Origin of the sequence: Methanobrevibacter arboriphilus JCM 13429 = DSM 1125 (assembly GCF_002072215.1) — an archaeon.
GTDB classification, from domain to species: domain Archaea; phylum Methanobacteriota; class Methanobacteria; order Methanobacteriales; family Methanobacteriaceae; genus Methanobinarius; species Methanobinarius arboriphilicus.
Map to the genome: position 1 here is coordinate 103,175 of NZ_JXMW01000001.1, position 24,561 is coordinate 127,735.

A 24,561-nucleotide genomic window follows, 5' to 3' on the forward strand; every position below is an offset into this window, starting at 1 on the left:
AATACACCTATACAAATTAAAATTTCGTCTATTTATCTATTAAAGATTAAAGATAAAATTAATACAAATAATACACTATTAATACTATCTAATTAAAGTTAAAAACATTTAATCAATTATATAATGATTTATAACATATAAACAAATTTTTTAAAATTCTATAATAATATTAAAATTAGATTATATTATTTATATTAATTCTATATTTATATTATTCAAGTATTTAAAGTTTTCAAAATTAAAACAAATATTTGAAAATTATTTATTAAAACTATGTATTAAGATTAATTCATTTGATTAAATTAATATTAAATTAATATTTAATTAATATTTAATTAATAATATTAATATAGTTAATTATAATATCAAATAATTTTAATATTATAAATAATTAATTAAATTGCATTAAATTACCAAAGAATAAGAATTATTAAACAAGAATCATTAAATAAAATCATTAAATAGAATTATTAAATAAAGACTATAAATAAATATTGAATAATCACCAAATTCCATATAACCTTTATATTCCTATTAATTGGAAAATTAAAACTATTATAAAACCAATAACCCCGATAATAAGTATACCTATAGCTGTTACTTTTGAAAAATTGACATATTCCTCTTTACTTGGTTTTTTAGATACCTTCAATACTCTTTTACATTCTTTGAAAAAACGATTCACTGATCCTTGAAAACTCATTGAAATCCCCTATTCTTTAAATAAGGTTATGATTTAATACTAATAAATATAAAAACCTTATAATAAACTTATTAATAAGTTTAATATTTTTAAAATTGTTATGTTAATGATCAATTTACTGATAATCTCTTAATTGACTATATAACTATTTATTCTTAATTATATGTTATTACTATTAGATAAATAATAATATTTAAATTAATTATTTAAAAATATTATATGATAAAAATTATGATATGATAAAGATTATGATAACTAATATTATAATCAATATTGGTTATTATAATTAATCACTAATTAATTGTTAAGTATTTATAATAATATTATAATTATAATTCTATATTTATAAACTTTTGGTATGAATGTGCAAAAATTTGATATTAGTTTGTGTTATAATATTAGATTAATTACAATATTATATATTATAATCTAAAATAAATCAAAACAAAAATAATAGAATACCCTAAAACAATAAAATACACTAATAAAAATATAAATAAATTATGATGAAATAAAAATATTCATCATAAATTATCAGAAATCATCAAAATAATTCATCAAAATCATAAGGATAATTCATCAAAGAAAATAAACGATGGGATTAGCTATATTATTGAAAAACTATCTAAAAAATTTTAATTTAAGATAAATAAAGATTAAATAATTTGATAAATAAAGATTGAATAGTCTGATAAATAAAGATTAAATAATTTGAGATAAATAAAGATTAAGTCTCAAAATGAATTGATATTTAGAACGTTCCATCAATAAAATCATCTAAAGGATCAGATTCAACTTCAGAAGGCATATTATCCATATCAGCTACATCAATTTTTTCGATAGCTCTTTCACTATATTCATCTTGAGTTTTGACTCCAGAAACAACAATTGTTGTTCTAACCATATTTTGTAGGTCTTCATCAATCTGAACACCCCAAATAACATTTGCTTCTGGATCTAATTTATCAGCAACAATTTGAACAATCTTCTCAGATTCATGTAAAGTTAAGTCTGAACTACCAGATATATTAATTAATGCACCTTTAGCATCTGAAATATCTAAATCAAGTAAAGGACTGTTTAGAGCTTCATGGACAGATTCTAATGCTCTATCTCCAGATTCAGATTCACCCATACCAATCATAGCCATACCAGAACCTTGCATAATACTTCTAATATCAGCAAAATCAAGGTTAACTAAACTTTTCTTAGTAATTAACTCAGTAATACCTTTTACAGCTCGACCTAAGATTTCATCAGAAACCATAAATGCTTTGTTTAGAGGAAGATTAGGAGCTACTTCTAATAATTTATCATTAGGAATTATTATAACAGTATCTGCATTATTTTTAAGTTTTTCTAAACCTTTCTCAGCATTTTCTCTTCTTTTAATACCTTCTGCTGAAAATGGCATAGTAGCTACAGCAACAGTTAAAGCACCTGCTTTTTTAGCTAATTTTGAGATAACTGGAGCAGAACCAGTACCAGTTCCTCCACCAAGACCACATGTAACAAAAACCATGTCAGATCCTTCGAGTTCATCTCTTATTTCATCTTCGCTTTCTTCAGCACATTCTTCTCCAACATCAGGATCTCCACCAGCACCTAAACCATGACAAGTTTTCTTACCTAAAAGTAGTTTTTTGGTAGATTGACTATAAAATAGATCTTGAGCATCAGTATTAACAGTCACTGTTTCTGCTCCATCAATACCAATTTCATTTAATCTAGATACAGTATTATTACCAGCACCACCAGCACCAATTACGAAAATTCTAGCACGACTTTTATCAATCATGTCAAGTAATTCATCATCTAGGTCTGCTGAAATTCTTGTTGGAATCTGTTTTTCCATTCTCTTTTCAGAATCTTTGATTGCATCATTTAAAAATTTCACTTACTAACCCCACATTAATAAAAATTAAAACATATAATTTATAAATTATAATTTTAATTTATTTTATGTTAATTGATTTGTAATAAGTTATATTTAAATGCAACGGTAAAAATCTCAGAAATCTGAAAATTAGATAGTAATTTAACATAAAAATCTAAAATTCAAATATTTATAAGACTATAATTAGATAAAAATTTTAATTGTAATTTAATCATAAAATCAAATGAGAAATTAAAATGAAATTATTACTATTAGTAAATATATCTTTAGTAAGAAAAAATATCTATGAAAAACTTTTATTAAACTAATTAATAATCATATTAAATCTATAAATTTAAAATTAATAAAAATAATTAATAAAAATAAATAAAAATAAATAAAAATATAATAAAAATATAAGAATAAAAAGATAAAGAAATTATAAAAATAAGAATTATAAAGATAGAAATAAGCCAAAAATAGAAATATTAATAGAAATAATTATAATCTAACATTGAAACATACAAAATGTATTAATCTATTGGCATAGCTATTATTTCATGGATTCTCATATCAAAAACATTGGTCATATTAGCAGGAGTAATAATAGCAGCAGAATCTGCACCATTTGCTCTTCCACCAATAGCTAATATTTTTTCTTCAACTGGAATAAGACCAGCATCAGCTAACATGATACTTATCTCTCCACAAACTTTTATTCCTTGTGAAAACATTCTAAATGTTTCAGATATAATTTCAACAGGAGTTACTCCGCCAAATTTATTTGAAATTCCTCTTCCAACACCACTAAAAGCATGAGACCCTGCAAATGTAATTATTCCTTTTTCTTCCAATTTTTTCCTAGTTTTAGAACTTATTTCTAATTTATTCTTCTCTTTAAAACCTGCATGATGAGTTACATTAACAATAGTAATTTTATCATTGATCCCTACATCTTCAAGAGCTTTAAAAAGCTTAAGTGCAGTTTCACCAGAAACAGAAGCTATAGCAACATATTTAATATCTGAATCTACCAATCTTTCTTTAACAAGATTAATTAAATCATCCGTATTCTCATTGCCAGGTTTTTCGAAATATTTTATTAATTTATCCATAAAAATCCCTCCAAAACTAATTTTATCAAAATTCTCAAAAAATTTCTAAATAAATTCCTAAATAACTAAATAAACTACTAAATAAATTCCATTTTAAATAATTATATCGATTATAATATTGATATTATATTAATTATTAATGTTGATTATAATTTAATTATCTATTATAATCTATATTTAATAACTTATTTAAATTAATAGTCTATTTAATTAAATAAATTTTAAATTAAATAATCTACAAAAAAAGCATGATTGCAAAAAAATAAAAATTATAAAGAACAAAATGAAAATATTATAAATTCGTAAAAAGTGATTATATGAAATGTTTTGAATTTTTACTTCCATCAAGAGAAAAAAAACCTAGAAAAAAAGGATTTACCATGGTCTTAGATAAAGGACTTGGTTTAAAAACTGCAAAAAGTTTAATGGAGATATCAGGAGAATACATTGATTTTTTAAAGTTTGGATGGGGAACAATAATCGTTCATGATAAGGAAATAATTAAAAGAAAAATAGAAATGTATAAGTCATTTGAAATAACTCCTTATACAGGAGGAACACTTTTTGAAATAGCTTATATAAACAATAAAGTTCCTGAATTTTTTAAAGAATCAAAAGAAATAGGTTTTGAAGCTATCGAAATATCTGATGGATCAACTGATATGACAAAAAATGAAAAGCTTAATTTCATATCAGAAGCCAAAGAAAAAGGTTTTTATGTTTTATCTGAAGTAGGTAAAAAAGATCCTGAAGCAGATGCATCAATTACTATGGAAAAAAGAATAGAATTAGTAAATGCAGAATTGAAAGCAGGATCAGATATGGTAATCATAGAAGCACGAGAAGGTGGAAAAAACATTGGAATCTATGATGAAAAAGGAAATGCAAAAGAAGAAGAAGTTGACTATCTTCTAAGACATGTTCCTAAAGAAAAAATTATATGGGAAGCTCCAAATAAAGATCAGCAAGTTTACTTTATACTTAAACTTGGCAAAGAAACGAATCTTGGAAATATCTCAACAGATGACATAACTTCTCTTGAAACTATTAGAAGAGGGCTCAGGGGAGATACAATAAATAAAATAAAGTAAAACTATATAAAATGATATGAAATAATATAAAAATGATATAAAAATGATATAAAATGATATAAAATGATATAAAATGATATAAAATGATATAAAATGATATAAAATGATATAAAATGATATAAAACATAATATAATATAAATAATTAATGGAATTTAATATTAGAAGAATTTAATCTTTAAAAATGTAAAAAAGCATGATTACATGAAAAAAAAGACTATAAAACCAAATTATATTCAAGGAAAAACAAAAAAAGGAATAAACTATAAATATGTCGAAAGTGGCGACTTTATTATTATCCCCATTGAAACAAGTTACATAAATGCTAATGAAAACTTAAATAAGATCATTGATCCTGTACTTAAACTAATAGAGAATGATGATTATTTAATAATAGCTGAAACTCCTGTTGCTATATCACAAGGAAGGTTAGTTGATGAAATGGAATATGAACCAGGAATATCAGCTAAATTCTTAGCTATCATTTGGAGCAAATATATTTGGGGATATTTACTTGGGCCTCTTTTTGGAATAAAAGATAGAACAATTAAAAACTTGAGAAGATTACCACCAGAATCAAAAAGACATAAAGAAGTGGTTTTACAATTATATGGATGGAAACATGCCTTAAAACCTGCATCAGAAGCAGGGATAGATTTAAGTAATGCTCCTGGAACTTTTGTATCATTGCTGCCTGAAAATCCTGAAAAGGTAGCTAAAGACATAGCAAAAAAAATAGAAGGAAAAACAGCGAAATCAGTGAATGTCTTAATAATAGATACTGATGCTACCTATAAAAGGGGTGAAAAATATTTTACAGGGCTTCCAATAGCTATAGATGGAATTGATTCTAATAAAGGTGTTTTTGGATATGTTTTAGGACAATTATCTGAAAATGTTGGCTCTACTCCACTTGGAAGTTCAAAAAATATCACTGTCAAAAAAGGAATAAAAATGGCTAATATAGCTGAAAGCTACCAAAAAACTCTTTCAACAAATATGGAAACTATACATAGTGTTAAAAATATTTTAAGTAGTGATATAGACAGTACTACTGTTGAATCTCTTGATTCTATTGTTCATACCCCAGCAGTTATAGTAAGAGAAAAGAATAAATATAACTTATAACATAATATATAATGCTATTAAGATAATAGTTTATGCACAGTATAACAATTAATATAAGTATTATATAATTAGTAGTATTAAAATAGTTTGATAAGATATAGTAATAATTTATAAAATATATGTTCTTTATATAATAAAATAGATACATACTGTTTCTAGATATAAGAATGTTATTTACATGTTTTTACTAATAAAAAATATCATATTTTTATAAATAATAAAAATAAAGAATTTTACTTATTATAGAAGCAGTTTTAAAACATAATAATATATTTTTTAACAATCTTTTAAAGACAATATTTTTTAGAAAAATATTACGATAATTAATTTTATATTGTATGCACTACATATATATTAGTGGTATTAATAAATACCTAATTATTTTTTAAGGTGTTTAATCTCCTTTGAACACCATATAGTGCTAATGCATTTTATCAAATAATTTTATAAGCTTTATTTACTATGATAAAGTCATATATACAATTGTTTTTGTGGAGAGGGTTGAGTAAATGTTAAATGATCCATTGGTCCAAGAATTATTAAATGAAGTTGTACAGGATGAAGAAAATATATCCATTGTTGAATGTTTAATAGATGGAACTAATACTGATGAAGAAATAGCTGAAAAAACTGAAATTAAATTAAATATCGTGCGAAAAGTGTTATATAAGCTATATGATTCAGGATTAGCTAGTTACAAAAGAAGTAAAGATCCTGAAACACAATGGTATACATATTCATGGAAATTTGATTCCAATGGAGTAAATACGCAAATTCAAGAAAAATCAGCTGATGAAATAAATAATCTAAGAGAAATCCTAGAGATTGAAGAGAACAATATGTTTTTTGTCTGTCCAGAAGGGCATTCAAGGTTTGCATTTGATCAAGCTTCAGAAATGGGATTCATATGCCCAGAATGTGGAAATGATATCAGTTTCCAAGAAAATGATGGGATAATTAGTAGAATAAAAGAAGAAATTGCAAGCTATGAAAAAGCATACTCTATTGGTAGAACAGAAAATGCAAAATAATTAATGAAAAATAACTAATAAAAAATAACTAATAAAAATAATTAGTGAAATTTTTCTATTATATTTTAATTGAGTTTATTTTTAAATTATTATATATTATTTTTTATATTATTTCATATAATTTATAGTTATTAATATTTTTTATATTATTTCATATATTATAGTTATTATTTTTAATATTAAAAGCAATGTTAAATATACTAAATTTTTCTTTTAATATTAAAAGTATTATATTTTATTATTATTAATATTGGAGTGTTATTATGGTAATAAAACTTTTAAAAGAAGAAGGATGTCCAGACTGGGTTATTGAACATTCTTTAGCAGTCTGGAATAAAGCTAAAGAGATATCAAAAAATTTTGATGTTAGTCAAGAGTTAATAGAAGAGGCAGCTTTACTTCATGATATTGGTAGATCTAAAACAAATGAGATTAATCATGCAATCATTGGAGCCAACTTAGCTATTGAAAATGGGTTTTCTAATGAAGTAGCTTCTATAATTGAAAAACATGTTGGTTCAGGAATATCAAAAAAAGAAGCTGTTGAATTGGGGCTTCCAGAAAAAGATTATATCCCTAGTACTATTGAAGAAAAGATAATTTCACATGCCGATAATCTTATACATGGTATTGAAGAAGTAGATATTGAGTTTATAATTAATAAATGGAAAAATTATCAAATAAATAATTTAGAAGAATCAGTTGATAGATTAAAAAAAGTTCATGATGAACTAATAACTCGTTTTGAAAAATAATATAAAAAATAATAATAATATTAATAATATTAATACGAAAAATAATACTAATACAAAAAATAATACTAATACGAAAAACAATAATATATGAAAAATAATTACCAAAATTATTAGAGATTATTAATAATTAATAAAAAAATAATTTAAAAATTATTTAAAAATAATTATTAATAAACTGAAACTCTTATTACACCATTAATTTTTAAAAATTTTTTTATAATTTCTCCAGATACATTTTCTTCAGTAATAATTGTTAATCTTGGAATTTCTTCTAGTTGGGTATCCGAAGCATAAGCTTGTCTTATACTTATGCCTTCTTCTGATATTATCTTGGTAGCATTAGCAAGTATTCCTGTATTTTCCTCACCAACTTCTATTTCTATGACCCCTAGTCCAAGATTTTTAGCTATGTTCTTAAGTAGTGTTCCAGCAGGAAAAATATTTTCAAAAATATTTGAAAGTTTTTCGTCATTTAAAATAAAATCAACAGTTAATTTTATAGCTTTTCTATCTACATTTGCAGCCTTAGCTAAAGCTACATCACTTATTTTAAGATCTCCACAATAAATCTTATGATCTTTACCTACTCTAAGACCTAATTCTATCATCTTACTTGCAACATTCATACGTGCAGGATACTTCTCAAATTTATACTTCAATGATTCCCACATTTTATAAACCACAAATTAGTTTAGTTATATTTTTACTATTAATTTATTTTTAAAAATTATTATATTTATATATACTCTACTTTTCCTTGCTTTTTAATCATATAATATATTTTCAATATTATAATATATTGGAAAAACATCTTAATATATTATGATGATTAGTCATTAGATACTATAATAATTATTAATTAACAAATTCATTTAATATTATAATAATTATCAATAATCTATTTATTAGATATTACAACTATCAATCATTAAATATTATAATCATTATTTAAAACTAAGTTAATTAGTAAAAATATAACTAAAAGCTTATAGAATTAAAAAGCTATGAAATTAGAAAATTATAGAATTATAATTCTAATAGAAACCACATTTTCAAAACTAAAATACAATTTAGAGAAAAAACAAGGAAAAATACAATTTAGAAGTTATATACTAAATAAAAAAACAGATACATAATATAAAGTAAAGATAAGGCTTAATACAGATTAAAAAGCAGACTAAAAAAATAAAGATATAAATTTTTAAATAAAAATTTTAATAATTAAAAATAAAAAATAGGCCAGCTGGGATTCGAACCCAGGACCTCACGGTTATCAGCCGTGCGCTCTAACCAAGCTGAGCCACTGGCCTATATTTCTTATATCGATATACTCTAATTATATATAAACCTATATAATCATAAAAAATTATGTAATAAAATTAGAGCTAGACACAACATTTAGATTTCATCATATATAATATTTTCGATTTCAATTAGAAAAATATTAAAAATATTATAATTATAAATTTTTAAGATACTAACTTATATCTAAATATTATGAATCTAAATATTATGAAAAGTCTAAAAACGAATATTATAAAAATAATATTATAAAAAATACCTAATCAAAAATAAATTTAAACCTAAAAAAGTAAAATTGCATAAAAAAATAAAGTAGACAATTAAACAGATTTAGAAAATAAAAAATTAGCTATTTTTTCTTATTTATCATTTCATTAATGGAATCAGCCATAGCATGGCCTTCAACAATAATTTCAGTATCATCAATTCCATCAACAGACAAAGCTTGAGCTTTTGCATCTGCAGCCATACGAGCTACACTCATACATCCAGGATTAGTAGGTTTTATTGTAATTTTAGCAGTTGAACCATCAATATCAATATTCTGTACAATGCCCATTTCTACAATACTTACTCCCATGTGTGGATCATTTACTTTAGAAACAGCCTCTCTTACTTTATTTGTTAAATCTTCTGACATATTATTCCTCACTCTTATATATTTAAGTATTATACTCACTAATGAGTTTATAATAATTCATTTTAATTTAATTGAATTAATTATAATAATTTTAGTTATTTTTATATTTAAGTTATTTTGTTTTTAAATTTCATACAAAAATAATCATATCAACTTTTTGTTTTAGTTATATTTATAGATAGCTATTTTATTCTAATATAAAAATAAATTTAATAAAATATAAAATTTATTAAAATAATATAAAAAAGGAAAAATAAACCCTATAAATCTCAATAATACATAAATATTGATTTATATCTAAAATGAAAAATTAAATATAATAAAAAAATAAAATAACATGACGAACTGTTAAATTAAGATAATTTGAAATAAATATAACTAATAAAAAAATAAATTATAAAAAATAAATTATAAAAAAGATAAATTATAAAAACAAGCCAAAAAATAATTTAAAAAATAATCAAAACCAAAATTATTAAGAGATTATTAATAATTAATAAAAAATTATTTTTTTCTATCTTTAACTTTAACAGCAACTCCATTACCAGATTCTTCCATTTCTTTACCAGTTAAAACAGCCTTTCCAACACCAACAACTTCATCATCCTTAATAATTACAACTTCATCATTAGGAATAATATTATTATCAGCTTTTTCAATACCTGGAGAAAATAAAGTGTTTGTTTTTAATTCAAAATCAATTTCTATAATATTAATGCCTAAATCATGTAATAATTCCCCTCCAGGAAGTCTTAAAGAATAAAATCCAGTATCCTTATTTAAAAGAGCTATTTGTTTACTTTCAGTGAAAATTCTCCTATGATACATCCCTTTAGCTATAGTATTATCAGAAATAAAATTCTTTCCATCAGCCCCAAATTGATAAATAGCTATTGAACGAAGCTCATTAATAAGCCTATCACGACCTTTAACTTTTTTATAATTTTTTAATTCAGTTCTTAGATTATAAATCGAATCATTGGAAGTTGGTCTACCTTCTTTTGCAGTATAAATAACATCCTCTAAATATTCCTTACATACTTCTTCATAACCTCCAGAAACATTAGCAATTACATTTTTATCCTTAACATAATCTTTAAGAAGCTCTCCAGCTAATTTTTTCTCTTCAAAACTCCAATCTCCAGAAACTGTAACATCGTAAGAATTTATAGGGAATGTATTTTCCATCTCACGAGGACAAATACCAAATGGAGATGTTAAAATAACTTCCTGATATCCTTTTGTAGCTCTTCTAAATTTTTGATGAGATTTAGAATTTGAATAAGGTTTTTTCATACTACAAGGAAGAATAACAACTACCTCACCAATAGGATTCATTAATTCCATTCTTTCTCGCCATCTATGAACTTCTGGACGATATAAAGATTCTTCACTAGAACATATCACTTTCATAATATTAATTCCATTAGCTTAATATTAAGTTTTTTGGGTAATTTTTGAATAATTTTTTTAGTTATTTTTGAGTAAATTTTTGAATAAATTTTTGACTACTTTTTTAATAGTTTTTAGTTTTTTGAGTTGTTTATAATTAGAATTAAATAATAATTATATTTTGAAAATTATTTTTTGTATTTTAAAAATTATATTTTAAATCAATCATAAGTATTAGGATCTGTTTCAATATCAACAATGACTGGCTCATCAACAGCAAATGCAGTTTCTATAGCCATTTTAAGCTCTTGAGAAGTGTTTGCTTTAAGACCAATACCTCCACAGCTTTCTGCAAATTCTGCAAAATCACAATTATGTAAATGAGTATTCCAATTAGTATAATCTTCATTTTCTTGCTCAGCCATTATCATTCCAAGCTCATGGTTATTAAAAATAAATACTTTTATAGGTAATTTATATTTAACAGCTGTTAAAAAGTCACCCATAACCATTGCAAAGCCACCATCTCCAGATATACATATAACCTCTTTTCCAGGGTTAATTATCTGACTAACAAGGGCTGCAGGGAGTCCGAATCCCATGGTAGCTAAATATCCAGACATGACAATTTTTTGAGTATTTTTCATTGGAAAGTTTCTTCCAACTCTCCAACCATTTTCCCCAACATCAATAGCTATTATAGCATCATCAGCAACATAATTAGACAACTCTTTCAATATAAATGGGAATTTAAGAGGAACTTTAGTAGGATCTTCTTCATTTTCCAATATCTCATTCCATTGTTTCTTTAATTTAGCAATTTCATCTAAATATTCTTCTTTGTTTGATTTTTTAACTTTTTTTAATATTTTTGGAACAATTTCCCCACTATTACCCATAATATTTAAATCAATAGGATGTTTTTTACCAATTACAAGAGGATCAATATCAATTTGTATAGCTGGCCTATTTGGAAGATTTGTATTATTTGAACATGAACAACCAATTATTATAAGTAAATCAGAGCTATCAGTGAGTTCTCCAGCTGTTAAAGATCCAATTCCGCCATGGCCTCCAACATGAAGAAAATAATTATCATCAACAATTCCTTTACCTCTAAATGAAGTTACAATTGGTGCAGATATCTTTTGAGAAAGTTCTTTAATGTCTTCCTTATTTTCAAGAGCACCAGCACCTGCAACAATAACTGGACGTTTTGAGTTATTTATCATACTAACTGCCTGATCAATTACATTTTCGGAGGCAGTAGCTGATATAGTAGCTATTTTACCCTCAATAGGAATAATTTCATCATCACACTTTTCTTTTTGAATATCAACAGAAATTGAAAGATGAGAAACTCCTTTTTCTATTAGTGCATGACGAATAGCTAGAGTAGTTAAACGAGTGACCTCATCAGAATGATTTATAGTCTTATTAAAAACAGCAAAGGTTTCAAAAAATTCATGCTGATTGATTTCCTGAAATGCCTTTGTACCAATAAGTTTTCTTTGAACATGCCCAGTAATTACAAGTACAGGAGATTTATCGAGAGTTGCATCATAAAGTCCAGTAGCTAAGTTAGTTGCACCAGGACCAGCAATTGTAAGACAAGCTGCAATGTTACCAGTTAATTTTCCATAAGCTGAAGCCATCATGGCAGCAGTCTGTTCATGACGAACTTGAAAATATTCAATATCTTTATTTTTACGAACTGCCTCAACAACACCAAGAGAAGAAGTTCCAGGAATTCCAAAAACGTATTTAATTCCCCATGCTACCATCTGTTCAATCATCACATCTGGAGCCGTTTTAAATGAATCTTCATCAGCCATATTATTTTCCACAGTTTTATTATTTTTATTAAAATCCATATTCTTGTTTTTAATATCCTTTTCTTTTATTTCAATAAACATATCTTTACTGGTATTGCAAACAGGACATTTCCAAGATTTAGGAAGTTTTTCAAATGCCATATTTTCTTTTAATTCATCAAAAAAATAGTTACATACTTTACACCGGTACTTAAACATCTTATCCCTTCTTTAAAAAGTATTTTCGCATCTATTGACCTATAATTTTATAATAATATGTTTTTTATTTTATTTAAATTCTTTTAAATTATAATTATTAAATAAGAAATATAAAATACTGTAAAAATAATAAAAAATAATAAAAAATATTATAAAAATAATAAAGTAAAAAAATTATAAAAATATTGAAAATAATAAAAAATATTATAAAAATAATAAAAATAAAGTAAAAAATAGTAAAAGATTAAAATATTTAAAAATATAAAAATATTTAAAAAATTTAAATAAAATTTAAAAAAAATTTAAAAATAAAAAGGTAAAAATGAAGAACAAAAGTGAAAAATAAAAAGTATAAGAATAAAATAAGATATTCTATTTGTCAGCTAAGGCTTGAAGTTCCTTATCTTCTTCATCAAGAATTTCTAAAAGTTCATCCCAGGCTTCTAAAGATTCTTTAGCTGCTTGATCATCCAAAACTTCAATAGCATAACCTGCATGAACAAGAACATATTTTCCTTCTTCAATTTCATCAACAAGGTCTAATTTTACTTGTTGTTTAACTCCACCAAAATCAACAAATCCTATTTTTTCCTCTTGATTAATCTCAACAATTTGTGCTGGTGCTGCAATACACATATAGTATCCCTCTCTTTAATAATTAAATAATAACATGCAAAAACTTAAAAATAAATATTCATAAATTAAATAACTTAATAAAAAATACTTAGTAGATAATACTTAGTCTTAATAAAAAATACTTAGTAACATATTACAAGTATAATATTACAAATAAGGATTATAAATATTTTAATAAAAATTTGAATTTCAAGTTATATAAAATTATGTAATTTACTATTAAATTATTATTAAATAATAATATAAAAAATAATTATATGAAAAAATAATATATAAAAAAGACTTATATTATGAAAATTATATTTAATTATAAAAAATCCATAAATAGTATATAAATTGCTTTGTAGAATTCTTTGTAAAAAATATAGAATATAAAATATCTAATATTTAAATCAAAGATCTATAAAAACAGGAAAAAGTTAAAAAAGCAAAGCAAAATAATTTTAAAATAAAAAATTAAAATAATGAACTAAAATGAAAAATTAAAATAATAAATTAAAAACGATATAAGAGCTGAATATAATGAAAAATATTATAATCGGGGCTGGACCTGCAGGAAGACTAGCAGGATTAGAATTAGGAAGATTAGGAGAAGAGGTTATTCTTATTGAAAAGAATAAACTAGGAGGAACATGTTTAAATGAAGGATGTATGGTAGTTTGTGCATTAACAGATATAGCCAGATTTTTAAACGACTCCACTCATTATAAAAGTTTAAGCTTAATAAGAGGAGATATTGAGTTCTCATATGAAGAAATTGTAAAAAAAATTAAAAAAACTCAAGAAATAATCCATAAAATTGATCATGCTGAAAACACTTCAAACAATAATGAAATCATATATGGAGAAGCTGAAATTAACGATAATGAAGTTAAAGTAAATGGAGAGAGCTTTAATTATAAAAATTTACTAGTTGCAACTGGTGCAAATCCTCATATTCCCAATATTAAAGGCGTTGAATATAGTATCAATAATAAAGATATACTTAAACTCAAAAAAGTTCCTGAAAGATTAAACATTTTAGGTGGAAGCATAATAGCTGCTGAAATTTCGAATATTTATTCCTCATTAGGAAGTGAAGTTAATGTAATAGCTCGATCTGAATTTTTAAAAGAATTAGATCCAGAAATAAAAGAATATGTAGTTAAAAAATTACTTAAAAATGTTAAAATTCATGAAAAAACAGAACCTCTAGAAATTCAAAAAAATAAAACCATTGCAAAAAATAAAGATGAAAAAATAATAGAAATTGAAGGTTTGACATTTTTAGCTACTGGAAGATCCCCAAATTCAAAAATATTAAAGAATATCCTAGAATCAAGTCAATTTGATAGAAAAGGAGCAATAAAAGTTAATGAGATGATGCAAACCAATGTGAAAAATATTTATGCGGCAGGAGATGTTATTGGAGGACTTAATTTAACACCAGTAGCCAGAATGCAAGGAATTTTAGCAGCTAGAAACATGGCAGGTTATTTTAACAAAATAGATTACAATTGTATTCCTCAATCTATACGTTTAGAAATGGATGTTAGTTTTGTAAAAAACATAGAATATAAAAACAGTAAAATCAACACTAAAAATAATACTAATAATCCTAATAATACTAATAATACTAATAATATTAATAATATTAATAATAATATTGATAATAACACTAATAATGTTTATGTTAATAACAACGAAAAACTCAATGAAGTTTTAGTTCCAGGTTCAGCAGGCCCTAGAGCATTTTGGAAAGTTTTAACAAACGAAACTGGAATGACAAAAGCTTCTTTTAATTCAGAAAAAGGATTATTAGAATCAATTACTGCAATTTCTCCCTCATCTGTAAATGATATAGCATACTTATCCTATTTAATGAGAATAGGTGAAAACATAGAAAATTTTGATGAATTCATTGAAATACATCCTTCAACCGATGTATTTTTCCAAATTATGAAATATATATAAATATTTTTCAGATAATGAAATATTATGTAAATTATAAAAGATTTTAGAATAAAAGAGATGTTGTAATGATAAAAAAATTTGAAGAAGTTACAGATTTTCATGGACATATGTGTCCAGGGTCAGCTATTGGATACAAAGCCGCAAAAATAGCTGCTGAAAAGTTGAATATTGGTTTATCTAAAGATGAAGAAATATTAGCTATTGTTGAAAATGATAGCTGTGCTGTAGACTCAATTCAGGTAGTTTTAAGTTGTACATTTGGTAAGGGAAATTTAATATTTAAAGATTATGGTAAAGGAGTTTACACTATAATTGATAGAAAAACAGATAAATCTATTAGACTATCAATGAAAGAATCATTTAATCCAATGAAAATAAATCCTAAATTTACAGAATTAAAAGGAAAAGAAAGAAATCAAACTATAACAAATGAAGAAAAAAAGTTACTCCAAAAATTAACATCAGAAATATGTGATTATATAATAAATATGCCTGATGAAGATATATTTTCTATAGAGGAAGTTGAAATAGATATTCCTGAAAAAGCTAATATTTATGAAACATTAATATGTGATGAATGTGGAGAAACGACTAGTAAACATAGAATAAAAGATTATGATAAAAAAAATTTATGTATTCCTTGTTATAACAATTTTTTTTAAAAAAAAATAAGAAAAATTAAGAAGTTATTAAGAAATTATTAAAAAATTATTTAAAAGTTTGTTTAAAAAATTATTTATAAAAATTATTTATAATTACTCATGTTCAATTTATTTTTATTTATTATTAGTTCCTTTATTAGTTCTTTTAACAGTTTTTTTTATTAATTTTTTATTAGCTTCCTTAATAACTATTTCAGCTATTTTTTCACCAGATGAAAGTACTTCTTTACTATATTTTTTTGAATTAGACTTAATTTCATCTAAATCAAGTAAAGCTTCTTCGATTTTATTATTCAAATTATCAATATCCGCTTCAATTACAGCTCCAGGGAAAATTCCTGCCATATTGTGGTATCTACCATATTTAACCCTTGTTAAAGCTATTGCAGGAAGTTCACAAGCCATAGCCTCTTGAATCATAACTCCATCATCTGTTAAAACAGCCAAATCAATTAGTTCATAAAGATCCCTTATCCAAGTAATATAACCTAAATTAATAACTTTTTTATTGTTGATTAAATCTAGATAGTCTTCTTCTAAAGGAATTCCAACTAATAATAAATTATATCTTTCAGATAAATCAGATAATTCTAAATTACTTGCATTAGCTACTGCTTTAGCCATCATTTCAAATAAAGAAGACCCAGAAGAAAATAGTATACTAGGCTTATTTTCATCAAAAAGATCTTCTAATTTCAGATTTTTTCCTTCGATAGATTTTTTTATAGATTTTTTTATTTCATCTAATGCTTTATCCTTATCTCCCTTTGTTAAACCAGGAGTTAATGGGAAAAATGATTTAAATACATTTTCAGGAATATTATTTGACCTAAATAATTGAGCTTCAGGAAGAACTATACAAGTATTTAATTTTGTACAAACTTTTGTATCAGTTGGAGTATCAATAATACCAACTGCTGGAACATTAGCTAATTTAGATGCTATACATCCTACAACAGCCCCTCCACCAATAATACCTACCACTACATCGACTTTAAGTTTTTTTATTAAATTTCTTGTTTCAAAAGCTGCTTTTATTGTCCTAAAACCTGCCTTAGCTGTAGCTATTTTTGTAGCAGCATGTCCTCCTGCTTGTGGAACGCTAACTTTATGCCATGTATAACCATTATTTTTAAAAAGTAAACCTGGAGCATTTTTATCAAGTGCAAGTTCACATTGAATACCTTTTTTTTCTAAAGAACGAGCAATATTTAATGCATTAACTGCATCTCCCCCCATTCCCCTACCAGTTATAACCAATAAAGCTTTCATAATATCATTCACTCAAAATATTAAAAACTAAAAAATTAAACTATTAAAAATTAACTAATAACTATTAAAACTTAAATAATATAAATTTAATTAATGCTTTCTATTCCAATTAATTTTCTTCTTATTAAAATAAGGATTTTTATTATCTAATCCAATTTACAACATTTTCATTTCTATTTGGATTTCCTTGTTTTTTCACATCTTTATATCCTAAAGTAACACCATACAATGGAACATAACCATCAGGAATTTTAAGTTTAGTTGAACTTTCTGGGTCTTGGAAATATGCTTTAATTAAGCCTATCCAACAAGATCCAATATCTAATCCTTCAGCTGCAAGAAGAATATTTTCAATAGCTGCACTACAATCTGCCTTAATATCACTAGCAGATTCGTTTCCTGAGATTATAATAACTGTAGGGGCATTATGAAGTATATTTTTTCCACTATTAGCTATTGATTCTAAAAATTTATCACCAGAAGAAGCCATATTTTTAATCCCAATATCATTCATCTCTTTAAGGAGTTTTCGGTCTTGAATAACTGTAAAATGCCAAGGCTCTTCCCCTCTTGCAGTAGGAGCCATAAAACCTGCATTAATTATTTTTTCAATTTCTTCATCTTTTAATTGCTCTTTTTTATAAGATCTTATACTTCTACGACCATTAATTACATCAAAAACATCCTTCATAAAATTCACCTTCATATTAATAATAAATACTAAAATATTTAGTTAATAGCTAATGATAAAATAATATTTAGTTAATATCTAATGATAAAATTATTATTAGATAATTAATTTGTCATAATATGACTTTTTATTATACAGAATTATATTATATAGAACCAATATTATATGATCATTTTAAAATCATTTTTATATATGATGTTTATAAATAAAAACTAATAAGTTTATTGATACAATAATAGAATATTGATAAAAATAATAAAAATATATTTTTAAGGTTATTTTCTTTCTAAATCACTAGGAGAATAATATTTATTATAGCTATCAAGAGTTTTATGGGCAAATGGATTGTAAAAAAGTCTTCTGAAGCCTAACATTATGAAAAAAGGATTTTTAATGTTATATTGTTTTTTACCTAAAATTAACCTTCTTAGAGCATCTCCCAATCCTCCTCCAGTTAAAACATCCATAAAGTAATCTCCAAAAGTTGGATTTTTAATATTCAGCTTTCTTGCAAAGAATTTCTTTAGATTATTTTTCCTGATTAATGCAATTAAGATTGTAGTAGCAATGAATAATACAAGAGTCCAAATAAATCCTCCTAACATATAAAAACATATTCCAAGAGCTACAGCAAAAGAATGATTTCCAACTTCTCCTAACATTATTTTTCCAGCGAAATCTAACGGTGAGTAACCAATACATACAATAAGTAATAGTAATGGAGCATAGAAAGCATAATATCCTGGTATTGAAATTATTGAACCAATATCTAACATTATCATAGCTAAAATTGTAAATACACTCATTATAATTACAACAATAGAAGTAGAACCTGGTTGCATATCTGAAATATTAATTGGTTGAACCATCAATGCGATTAAAATAGATGAAAATCCTACAATAGGAAAACCAACAACCATAACAGCCAACATCCCAATACCTCGAGATAATTGTCCCCATTCTATATTAGAATTTCCTATTTTCCTTCTTCCGATTAAATCATCTATAAAAGCAAATATACCTATTATAAGGATTAAATTATTGAATCCAGAGGGAAAGTAAAAGCTAAGTATTATAAATGGTATTATTCCCAAAGCACGAGGAGTTCCTCCACGAACATTATTCACATAAAGATTTCCCAAATAACCCTTCTTACCTACAAATCTAAAAACAATTGTTAAAACAAGAGTTAAGATTAAAGACAGTAAAAATGGTATTAAAATATATTGATAATTCATTTTATTAATCCTTACAATTTTTATACATGAAAGAACCTAATTTTACAAGAAAAAAATAATATTATCCAATTTTTTATTAATTTCTCAATAAATTATAGATTTATAGGTTTATCAGTCAAAATAGATATACCATCGAAATAAGTATAATAGTTATAACTTATAATCCAGATTTAAATAAGATTTTACTAATATATAACTTTTTTTAATTAATGATTAATTATATTAAATTTATTAAAGTTAATAAAATATTTGTTAAAATCAATAAATTATAAATTAAAATTAATAAATAAGATATTAAGATTAATAAAATATTAAAAATTAATAATAAAACTAAGAATAAAAAAAGAACGGAAAAATATAATAAAAAATAAAAATAGAAAAAAGAATGGAAAAAGAATGGAAAAATAAGAATAAAAAAATAATATAAAATGAAAATAGAAGAATAAGAATAATATTAACATAAATAATTAAGAATAATGTTATTTTATAGCGTATCTTAATAATGCAGCAATTCCACCTAATGATTCCAGCTGTTTTCCACCATCATGCTCACTACTTATTACCATAACATTACCACCCATATTTTCAACTAATTCCATTACTCTTTCTAACTCTTCAATCCTAACAAATTTATCTAGAACTAACAAATCTTTAACAGCTCCAGCATTAACAGCATCAATAGTTTCTTGCTTACCATAAGCAACATTACCTCTAGATTTAGCTATTTCCTCCAATAAATTAGTTATGGCAGCAATCTCTTTAGCAACTCTATTTTCAGAATTTAATTTTTCAACCAATCCTTTTTTCAAAATCTCATTGATCCCCACTCTTCCACCAGAGCCTGTATTCTCAACAATCGAAATTTTAGCTAAATCAGGATATTTATTTTCTAAAAAATCATGAAAACTATTTTTTGTAAAACCAGGTCCTGAAATAATTATATTTTGAATATTATCAAATTTTAATAAAGAGTCACATATTCTTTTATAAAAATCATCGAGATTTTTACCTCTATTTTTATCAATAATCCTCTTTCCAGAAATGTTTCCTATAATAGGACCATAATATTCGATTCCAAATTGACGAACTAAACCAAAATCAGCCGTATCATCTTCAATAGAAACTATTATTGCTGAAAGTTTTTTAGATGCCTCAATAGATTGTTTGATCCTATTCAAAATATATTTAGACCAATGTTCTTTTTTTATCTTAATTGGATGATTTAGTTTAACTTCTATAGTATGATGAGAACCAAGAGGAACAAAATCCTCAGGTCCCATGACTATAGAGCCTGTAGCTCTTAATTTACCAGTGAATAAGTGAAAATTAACTGATTCTACCCCAATTCCAATGAAAAATGTTTTTTTGACTCCTCTATCACTTCTTAATTTATCCCCAGTAGTGTCTTGTATTCTACGAGTTGTTTTAGAAGAAACAATATCTCCAACTTCTATTATATGTGAAATATGCCAAAGATCATCAAGAGTTTCTGGAACTAGGTCAATAACTCCTTTCTTTGTATCTTGATATGTTATTCTCATTTTAGCCCCTTAATAATTCAATAATATTAAAATCTTTAATAGATGTAAAATGCCTAATAAATAATATTAAAATACTTAATAAATAGTTAAAATAACTAAATAATAGTTATAATGACCAATAAACATTAAAAAATTAAAGATTATTATTAAAAAATATTTAATAATTTATAATAAATATAATATATTTCTAAATATTAATAAAAATATGTAATACTAATAATTTTTAGTATTTTTTAATAATAATCTTTAATTTTTAATTAATAATATTTTTAATTAATAATATTATTATCAATGATTACTAATTGATTAGCAACTATTGATTACTAATTGATTAGTAAATATTGATTACTAACTATTGATTACAAAGTATTACTAATTATTAGAATTATTAGTAATTATTACCCAATAATCAGTTATTATTCTAATTAATAGTATTAATTATGTTATTATTTATATTATTAATTATGTTATTAATAATATTACTACTTTTATTATTACTATTGTTATTATTTATATTATTATCAATAAATTACCAATAATATTACTTATTAAAATAATATATAATATTACTTTAAATAATATATAATATTATTATATTAAGGTTTAAGTATAGTAAAATAATTAATAAAAATTAAAATAACATAAAAACAATAGTTTAATAATCAATAAATTTAAAGAAGTATTAACTTTATATTGAATTCATAAATCATATAAAAATGATTTATAAAAAAGAATTTATATAAAAATAATATAAATAAAAAATAATATTTTATAAAGGAGCTATTATATATGGAATTTGGAGAAACAAGCTCAATAATTATTAGTTTAATTCTTGGAGGAATATTAACATTACTATTCGACAATATATTCGTAATAGCTTTTATAGGATTTATATCAACATATATGGTTAAAAAAGAAAGCAAAACTTATATTATAGGAGTTATAGCTGCATTAATATTTGCAATATTGAATTTTTTTGGAGGATTAATTTTAGTTCCAAATATCCCCTCTTATATAGCTGAAAATATTGGATTTGATTTTCCAAACTTTATAATAGGATTTTTAGTAACATGTATCCTTGCAGGAATATTAGGATTCTTAGGAGGATTCATAGCAGAAAAAGCATATAAAAGAATAAATATTGAAAAATATCAAGAATACTGAAAATCCTTTGTTGATAAAATATGAATATTTATGAATATTAGATAAAATGAAAATTGGAATTATTGGAGGAACAAGAGGTCTTGGAAAGACTCTTGCAAGTATCTTAAGCAAAGAAGAGTTTGATGTAACAATCACAGGACGAGATACTGTTACTGGAAATCAAGTTAGTGAAGATCTAAATGTTGAATACTCAAATGATAATAAAAAAGTAGCATCTTCATCAGATATTATTATAATATCAGTACCAATATCAACAACTAGCAAAGTGATTAAAGAAATAGCTAAATCAGTTAAACCAGGTTCTTTAGTTGTTGATGTGACTTCTGTTAAAGTAGAACCTAGTAATCTAATGAAAACTCTTTTAGATGATGATGTTGAATTTATACCCACACATCCTGTTTTTGGGCCGAGAACGACTAATTTAGAAGGACAAGTAGTTGTTTTAACACCTATATCTCAAAAACAAAAAGAAGGAAAATGGTATCCCAAAATTTTAAAATTTTTAAACGATAGAAAAGTTAGGATAATTGAAGCAAGCCCAGAAGAACACGACGATATGATGGCTGTTGTTCAAGTTTTAACTCATTTTTCATATATTTCAACAGCTTCAGCAATTAAAAAACTTGGAATTAATATAAAAGACACAAGAAAGTTTGCAAGTCCTATTTACAATCTTATGGTTGATATGATATCAAGAATAGTTTCCCAAAATCCATTTCTTACTTATTCAATACAATTAGAAAATCAAAATGGGGAAAAAGTAAGGCAAACCTTTGCTGATTCAGTGTTAGAGCTGAAAAAAGTCATTACTAATCATGATAAAGATAACTTTGTAAAAATAGCAATTGAAGCTACAAAAAATTTAGATGACATACAATCTGCACTTGGTAGAAGTGATAAAGCTATTGATTCTCAAAATCATGAGTTAACTATTCTTAAAAATTCAATTGGAAAAGAAATAGCTTTACAACATATATATTCTGAAGAAGTCCATATAGGTGTTTTGAATCAAGTTAATCCTGATTTTATAATATTAGATACTGGAAAAAATCAGAAAAAACTTAAAATAGCTAATATTAAAATCTTAGATAAATATGATTTGCTAGATTGGAAAATTAAAAACCAAAATACTAAAACAAATTCTATTAGCTGTATATTTCCAAAAAATTCCAATGCAGAGATTATAAAAGACACTATAAAAAATTGTGTAGATGATATAATTAGTATAAAAGTTACAGATATTTATACTGGGCATCAAATATCTGAAGGAAATGTTAGTTTTACATTTGAGATCGTTGCATTTGATAAATCTACTTTTAAATCTGTTAAAGATGTATTAGAAGGTTTTGGTGGAATTATAAGGTAAAAATAGTCATTTACTAGGTTATCTTCCTTATTTTCTTTTTGATATACAAAATAATAAAATTTTACATTCTAATGTTTTTTATTATATGAAAAAATAAATCAATATTAATTATAGGAATTATTATAATAATTATTATAATAATTAGTATTATAATTAGTATTATAATTATAATAGTTAGTATTATAATATTAATTATTGAATGAATATTCTTTTTATATAGTGGAGAGTCGGAATATAGGTCTTCAAGTAGATTTTGAGAAGATTTTAACTATGAATCTGATCAGAGATACGCAATTATGATATAGAATATGAATTTCTCTTGTGAAAATATTGAAAATCTTACATATTTCAGTGAAATGATCTTTAAATTAGAATGCTTTAAATGATTCATATGACCCTGAAAAATTAGTAAATATAATAATTCAGAAGGTATAAAAAGTGGTTATTTATTATTTACTTAAAAAATAAAGTTATTTAATATGAAACAATTATTTAAAACGAATATAACACGTAAATATTATTCCAAATATAAAATATAGAACATATACCTTTTTTTATCAATTTTTCAAATTTTTAAACTAATAATTAATGATTATTTTTAAAATAAAGTTCAAATATTTAAATATTAAACTTTGATTATTTCTATATACCGAAACCTTTATATAGTATGAACAACAAGTTATATTATAGTAACAAAAACTTACTAAAAGATTTTTAATGTAATATGAATATTAATCCTAGAATAACAATCCATTTTACATTAATCAAGCTTAAAAATTATTATTTTTATTATTATTAACTTTATAACAAATATAAATCAAAAAATAAAGCATAACAAACTTTAATTGATTAATAAAATATTTAGATTATATATTATTGTTACAAGAATACACTTTAACAAAAATATATTAAAAATTTAAAAAATACTTTAAAAAATATGCTTTAAAAGTATAATTAAAAAGATATTTTACAAA

20 protein-coding genes and 1 tRNA gene are annotated in these 24,561 nt (G+C 23.9%); 8 read left to right on the forward strand and 13 right to left on the reverse strand.

Going from position 1 to position 24,561, the window contains the following annotated elements; all coding sequences use genetic code 11:
* Positions 1-523 precede the first annotated feature (523 nt).
* The 3 genes from MBBAR_RS00470 to MBBAR_RS00480 form a co-directional block, all read right to left on the reverse strand.
* Positions 524-703, reverse strand: coding sequence for a protein translocase SEC61 complex subunit gamma (locus tag MBBAR_RS00470; protein ID WP_080459330.1), 180 nt, complete (start codon positions 701-703; stop codon positions 524-526).
* Positions 704-1,454: 751 nt separating this feature from the next.
* Positions 1,455-2,600, reverse strand: coding sequence for a cell division protein FtsZ (ftsZ, locus tag MBBAR_RS00475; protein ID WP_080459331.1), 1,146 nt, complete (start codon positions 2,598-2,600; stop codon positions 1,455-1,457).
* 512 nt (positions 2,601-3,112) lie between these two features.
* A complete protein-coding gene (locus tag MBBAR_RS00480) occupies positions 3,113-3,694 on the reverse strand; it encodes a pyruvate kinase alpha/beta domain-containing protein (protein WP_080459332.1) in 582 nt (193 codons plus the stop codon).
* Between the two features lie 317 nt (positions 3,695-4,011).
* On the opposite strand from MBBAR_RS00480, the gene comA reads away from it, so the two are divergent.
* The 4 genes from comA (at position 4,012) to MBBAR_RS00500 (ending at position 7,697) form a co-directional block, all read left to right on the forward strand.
* The gene (gene comA / locus MBBAR_RS00485; protein ID WP_080459333.1) at positions 4,012-4,785 is read left to right on the forward strand and encodes a phosphosulfolactate synthase; all 774 of its coding nucleotides are present in this window, start codon (positions 4,012-4,014) and stop codon (positions 4,783-4,785) included.
* A 202-nt stretch (positions 4,786-4,987) separates the two neighbouring features.
* Entirely contained in the window at positions 4,988-5,911 is a 924-nt protein-coding gene (locus MBBAR_RS00490; RefSeq protein ID WP_080459334.1) for a coenzyme F420-0:L-glutamate ligase, read from the forward strand.
* Positions 5,912-6,420: 509 nt separating this feature from the next.
* Positions 6,421-6,942 carry a transcription factor E gene (gene tfe / locus MBBAR_RS00495; protein ID WP_080459335.1) on the forward strand — a complete coding sequence of 174 codons (522 nt, stop codon included), beginning with the start codon at positions 6,421-6,423 and terminating at the stop codon, positions 6,940-6,942.
* Between the two features lie 263 nt (positions 6,943-7,205).
* Entirely contained in the window at positions 7,206-7,697 is a 492-nt protein-coding gene (locus MBBAR_RS00500; protein WP_080459336.1) for a TIGR00295 family protein, read from the forward strand.
* A 167-nt stretch (positions 7,698-7,864) separates the two neighbouring features.
* Here MBBAR_RS00500 and MBBAR_RS00505 read toward each other — a convergent pair whose 3' ends face one another.
* The 6 genes from MBBAR_RS00505 to MBBAR_RS00530 form a co-directional block, all read right to left on the reverse strand.
* Complete coding sequence (locus MBBAR_RS00505) at positions 7,865-8,380, reverse strand: amino acid-binding protein (protein WP_211272902.1); 516 nt, start codon at positions 8,378-8,380, stop codon at positions 7,865-7,867.
* Positions 8,381-8,932: 552 nt separating this feature from the next.
* Positions 8,933-9,007: transfer RNA gene (locus tag MBBAR_RS00510), tRNA-Ile, on the reverse strand.
* 341 nt (positions 9,008-9,348) lie between these two features.
* On the reverse strand, positions 9,349-9,639 hold the full coding sequence (locus MBBAR_RS00515; protein ID WP_080459338.1) for an iron-sulfur cluster assembly protein: 291 nt from the start codon (positions 9,637-9,639) through the stop codon (positions 9,349-9,351).
* Positions 9,640-10,143: 504 nt separating this feature from the next.
* Entirely contained in the window at positions 10,144-11,052 is a 909-nt protein-coding gene (locus MBBAR_RS00520; protein WP_080459339.1) for a DUF5591 domain-containing protein, read from the reverse strand.
* Between the two features lie 200 nt (positions 11,053-11,252).
* The gene (locus tag MBBAR_RS00525; RefSeq protein WP_080459340.1) at positions 11,253-13,064 is read right to left on the reverse strand and encodes a thiamine pyrophosphate-dependent enzyme; all 1,812 of its coding nucleotides are present in this window, start codon (positions 13,062-13,064) and stop codon (positions 11,253-11,255) included.
* Between the two features lie 372 nt (positions 13,065-13,436).
* Complete coding sequence (locus tag MBBAR_RS00530) at positions 13,437-13,700, reverse strand: HypC/HybG/HupF family hydrogenase formation chaperone (RefSeq protein WP_080459341.1); 264 nt, start codon at positions 13,698-13,700, stop codon at positions 13,437-13,439.
* A 522-nt stretch (positions 13,701-14,222) separates the two neighbouring features.
* Here MBBAR_RS00530 and MBBAR_RS00535 point away from each other — a divergent pair.
* Together MBBAR_RS00535 and MBBAR_RS00540 are read left to right on the forward strand one after the other, a co-directional pair.
* A complete protein-coding gene (locus MBBAR_RS00535; RefSeq protein WP_080459342.1) occupies positions 14,223-15,653 on the forward strand; it encodes an FAD-dependent oxidoreductase in 1,431 nt (476 codons plus the stop codon).
* 65 nt (positions 15,654-15,718) lie between these two features.
* Complete coding sequence (locus MBBAR_RS00540) at positions 15,719-16,315, forward strand: FmdE family protein (RefSeq protein WP_080459343.1); 597 nt, start codon at positions 15,719-15,721, stop codon at positions 16,313-16,315.
* 114 nt (positions 16,316-16,429) lie between these two features.
* Here the strand turns inward: MBBAR_RS00540 and MBBAR_RS00545 are convergent, their stop codons facing one another.
* The 4 genes from MBBAR_RS00545 to MBBAR_RS00560 all read right to left on the reverse strand — a co-directional run bounded on the left by MBBAR_RS00545 (position 16,430) and on the right by MBBAR_RS00560 (position 21,057).
* Complete coding sequence (locus MBBAR_RS00545) at positions 16,430-17,587, reverse strand: glycosyltransferase (protein ID WP_080459344.1); 1,158 nt, start codon at positions 17,585-17,587, stop codon at positions 16,430-16,432.
* 142 nt (positions 17,588-17,729) lie between these two features.
* Complete coding sequence (locus MBBAR_RS00550; protein WP_080459345.1) at positions 17,730-18,278, reverse strand: nitroreductase family protein; 549 nt, start codon at positions 18,276-18,278, stop codon at positions 17,730-17,732.
* A 275-nt stretch (positions 18,279-18,553) separates the two neighbouring features.
* Positions 18,554-19,516 carry a cell wall biosynthesis protein gene (locus tag MBBAR_RS00555; RefSeq protein ID WP_080459346.1) on the reverse strand — a complete coding sequence of 321 codons (963 nt, stop codon included), beginning with the start codon at positions 19,514-19,516 and terminating at the stop codon, positions 18,554-18,556.
* A gap of 479 nt (positions 19,517-19,995) precedes the next feature.
* Positions 19,996-21,057: an mRNA surveillance protein pelota gene (locus MBBAR_RS00560; protein ID WP_080459347.1), complete on the reverse strand. Its 1,062-nt coding sequence runs from the start codon at positions 21,055-21,057 to the stop codon at positions 19,996-19,998.
* Between the two features lie 789 nt (positions 21,058-21,846).
* Between MBBAR_RS00560 and MBBAR_RS00565 the strand changes: the two genes are divergently transcribed.
* Both MBBAR_RS00565 and MBBAR_RS00570 read left to right on the forward strand, forming a co-directional pair.
* The gene (locus MBBAR_RS00565; RefSeq protein ID WP_080459348.1) at positions 21,847-22,221 is read left to right on the forward strand and encodes a hypothetical protein; all 375 of its coding nucleotides are present in this window, start codon (positions 21,847-21,849) and stop codon (positions 22,219-22,221) included.
* A 46-nt stretch (positions 22,222-22,267) separates the two neighbouring features.
* Positions 22,268-23,587, forward strand: a complete 1,320-nt coding sequence (locus tag MBBAR_RS00570; RefSeq protein ID WP_080459349.1) for a prephenate dehydrogenase — start codon at positions 22,268-22,270, stop codon at positions 23,585-23,587.
* The last annotated feature ends 974 nt before the right edge of the window (positions 23,588-24,561 follow it).

Excerpts from the sequence above, each read along its gene's own strand:
- MBBAR_RS00470 (WP_080459330.1), bottom strand. The coding sequence starts at position 703 with ATGAGTTTTCAAGGATCAGTGAATCGTTTTTTCAAAGAATGTAAAAGA.
- MBBAR_RS00480 (WP_080459332.1), bottom strand. The coding sequence starts at position 3,694 with ATGGATAAATTAATAAAATATTTCGAAAAACCTGGCAATGAGAATACG.
- comA (WP_080459333.1), top strand. The coding sequence starts at position 4,012 with ATGAAATGTTTTGAATTTTTACTTCCATCAAGAGAAAAAAAACCTAGA.
- MBBAR_RS00490 (WP_080459334.1), top strand. The coding sequence starts at position 4,988 with ATGAAAAAAAAGACTATAAAACCAAATTATATTCAAGGAAAAACAAAA.
- tfe (WP_080459335.1), top strand. The coding sequence starts at position 6,421 with ATGTTAAATGATCCATTGGTCCAAGAATTATTAAATGAAGTTGTACAG.
- MBBAR_RS00500 (WP_080459336.1), top strand. The coding sequence starts at position 7,206 with ATGGTAATAAAACTTTTAAAAGAAGAAGGATGTCCAGACTGGGTTATT.
- MBBAR_RS00515 (WP_080459338.1), bottom strand. The coding sequence starts at position 9,639 with ATGTCAGAAGATTTAACAAATAAAGTAAGAGAGGCTGTTTCTAAAGTA.
- MBBAR_RS00520 (WP_080459339.1), bottom strand. The coding sequence starts at position 11,052 with ATGAAAGTGATATGTTCTAGTGAAGAATCTTTATATCGTCCAGAAGTT.
- MBBAR_RS00525 (WP_080459340.1), bottom strand. The coding sequence starts at position 13,064 with ATGTTTAAGTACCGGTGTAAAGTATGTAACTATTTTTTTGATGAATTA.
- MBBAR_RS00530 (WP_080459341.1), bottom strand. The coding sequence starts at position 13,700 with ATGTGTATTGCAGCACCAGCACAAATTGTTGAGATTAATCAAGAGGAA.
- MBBAR_RS00535 (WP_080459342.1), top strand. The coding sequence starts at position 14,223 with ATGAAAAATATTATAATCGGGGCTGGACCTGCAGGAAGACTAGCAGGA.
- MBBAR_RS00540 (WP_080459343.1), top strand. The coding sequence starts at position 15,719 with ATGATAAAAAAATTTGAAGAAGTTACAGATTTTCATGGACATATGTGT.
- MBBAR_RS00545 (WP_080459344.1), bottom strand. The coding sequence starts at position 17,587 with ATGAAAGCTTTATTGGTTATAACTGGTAGGGGAATGGGGGGAGATGCA.
- MBBAR_RS00550 (WP_080459345.1), bottom strand. The coding sequence starts at position 18,278 with ATGAAGGATGTTTTTGATGTAATTAATGGTCGTAGAAGTATAAGATCT.
- MBBAR_RS00555 (WP_080459346.1), bottom strand. The coding sequence starts at position 19,516 with ATGAATTATCAATATATTTTAATACCATTTTTACTGTCTTTAATCTTA.
- MBBAR_RS00560 (WP_080459347.1), bottom strand. The coding sequence starts at position 21,057 with ATGAGAATAACATATCAAGATACAAAGAAAGGAGTTATTGACCTAGTT.
- MBBAR_RS00565 (WP_080459348.1), top strand. The coding sequence starts at position 21,847 with ATGGAATTTGGAGAAACAAGCTCAATAATTATTAGTTTAATTCTTGGA.
- MBBAR_RS00570 (WP_080459349.1), top strand. The coding sequence starts at position 22,268 with ATGAAAATTGGAATTATTGGAGGAACAAGAGGTCTTGGAAAGACTCTT.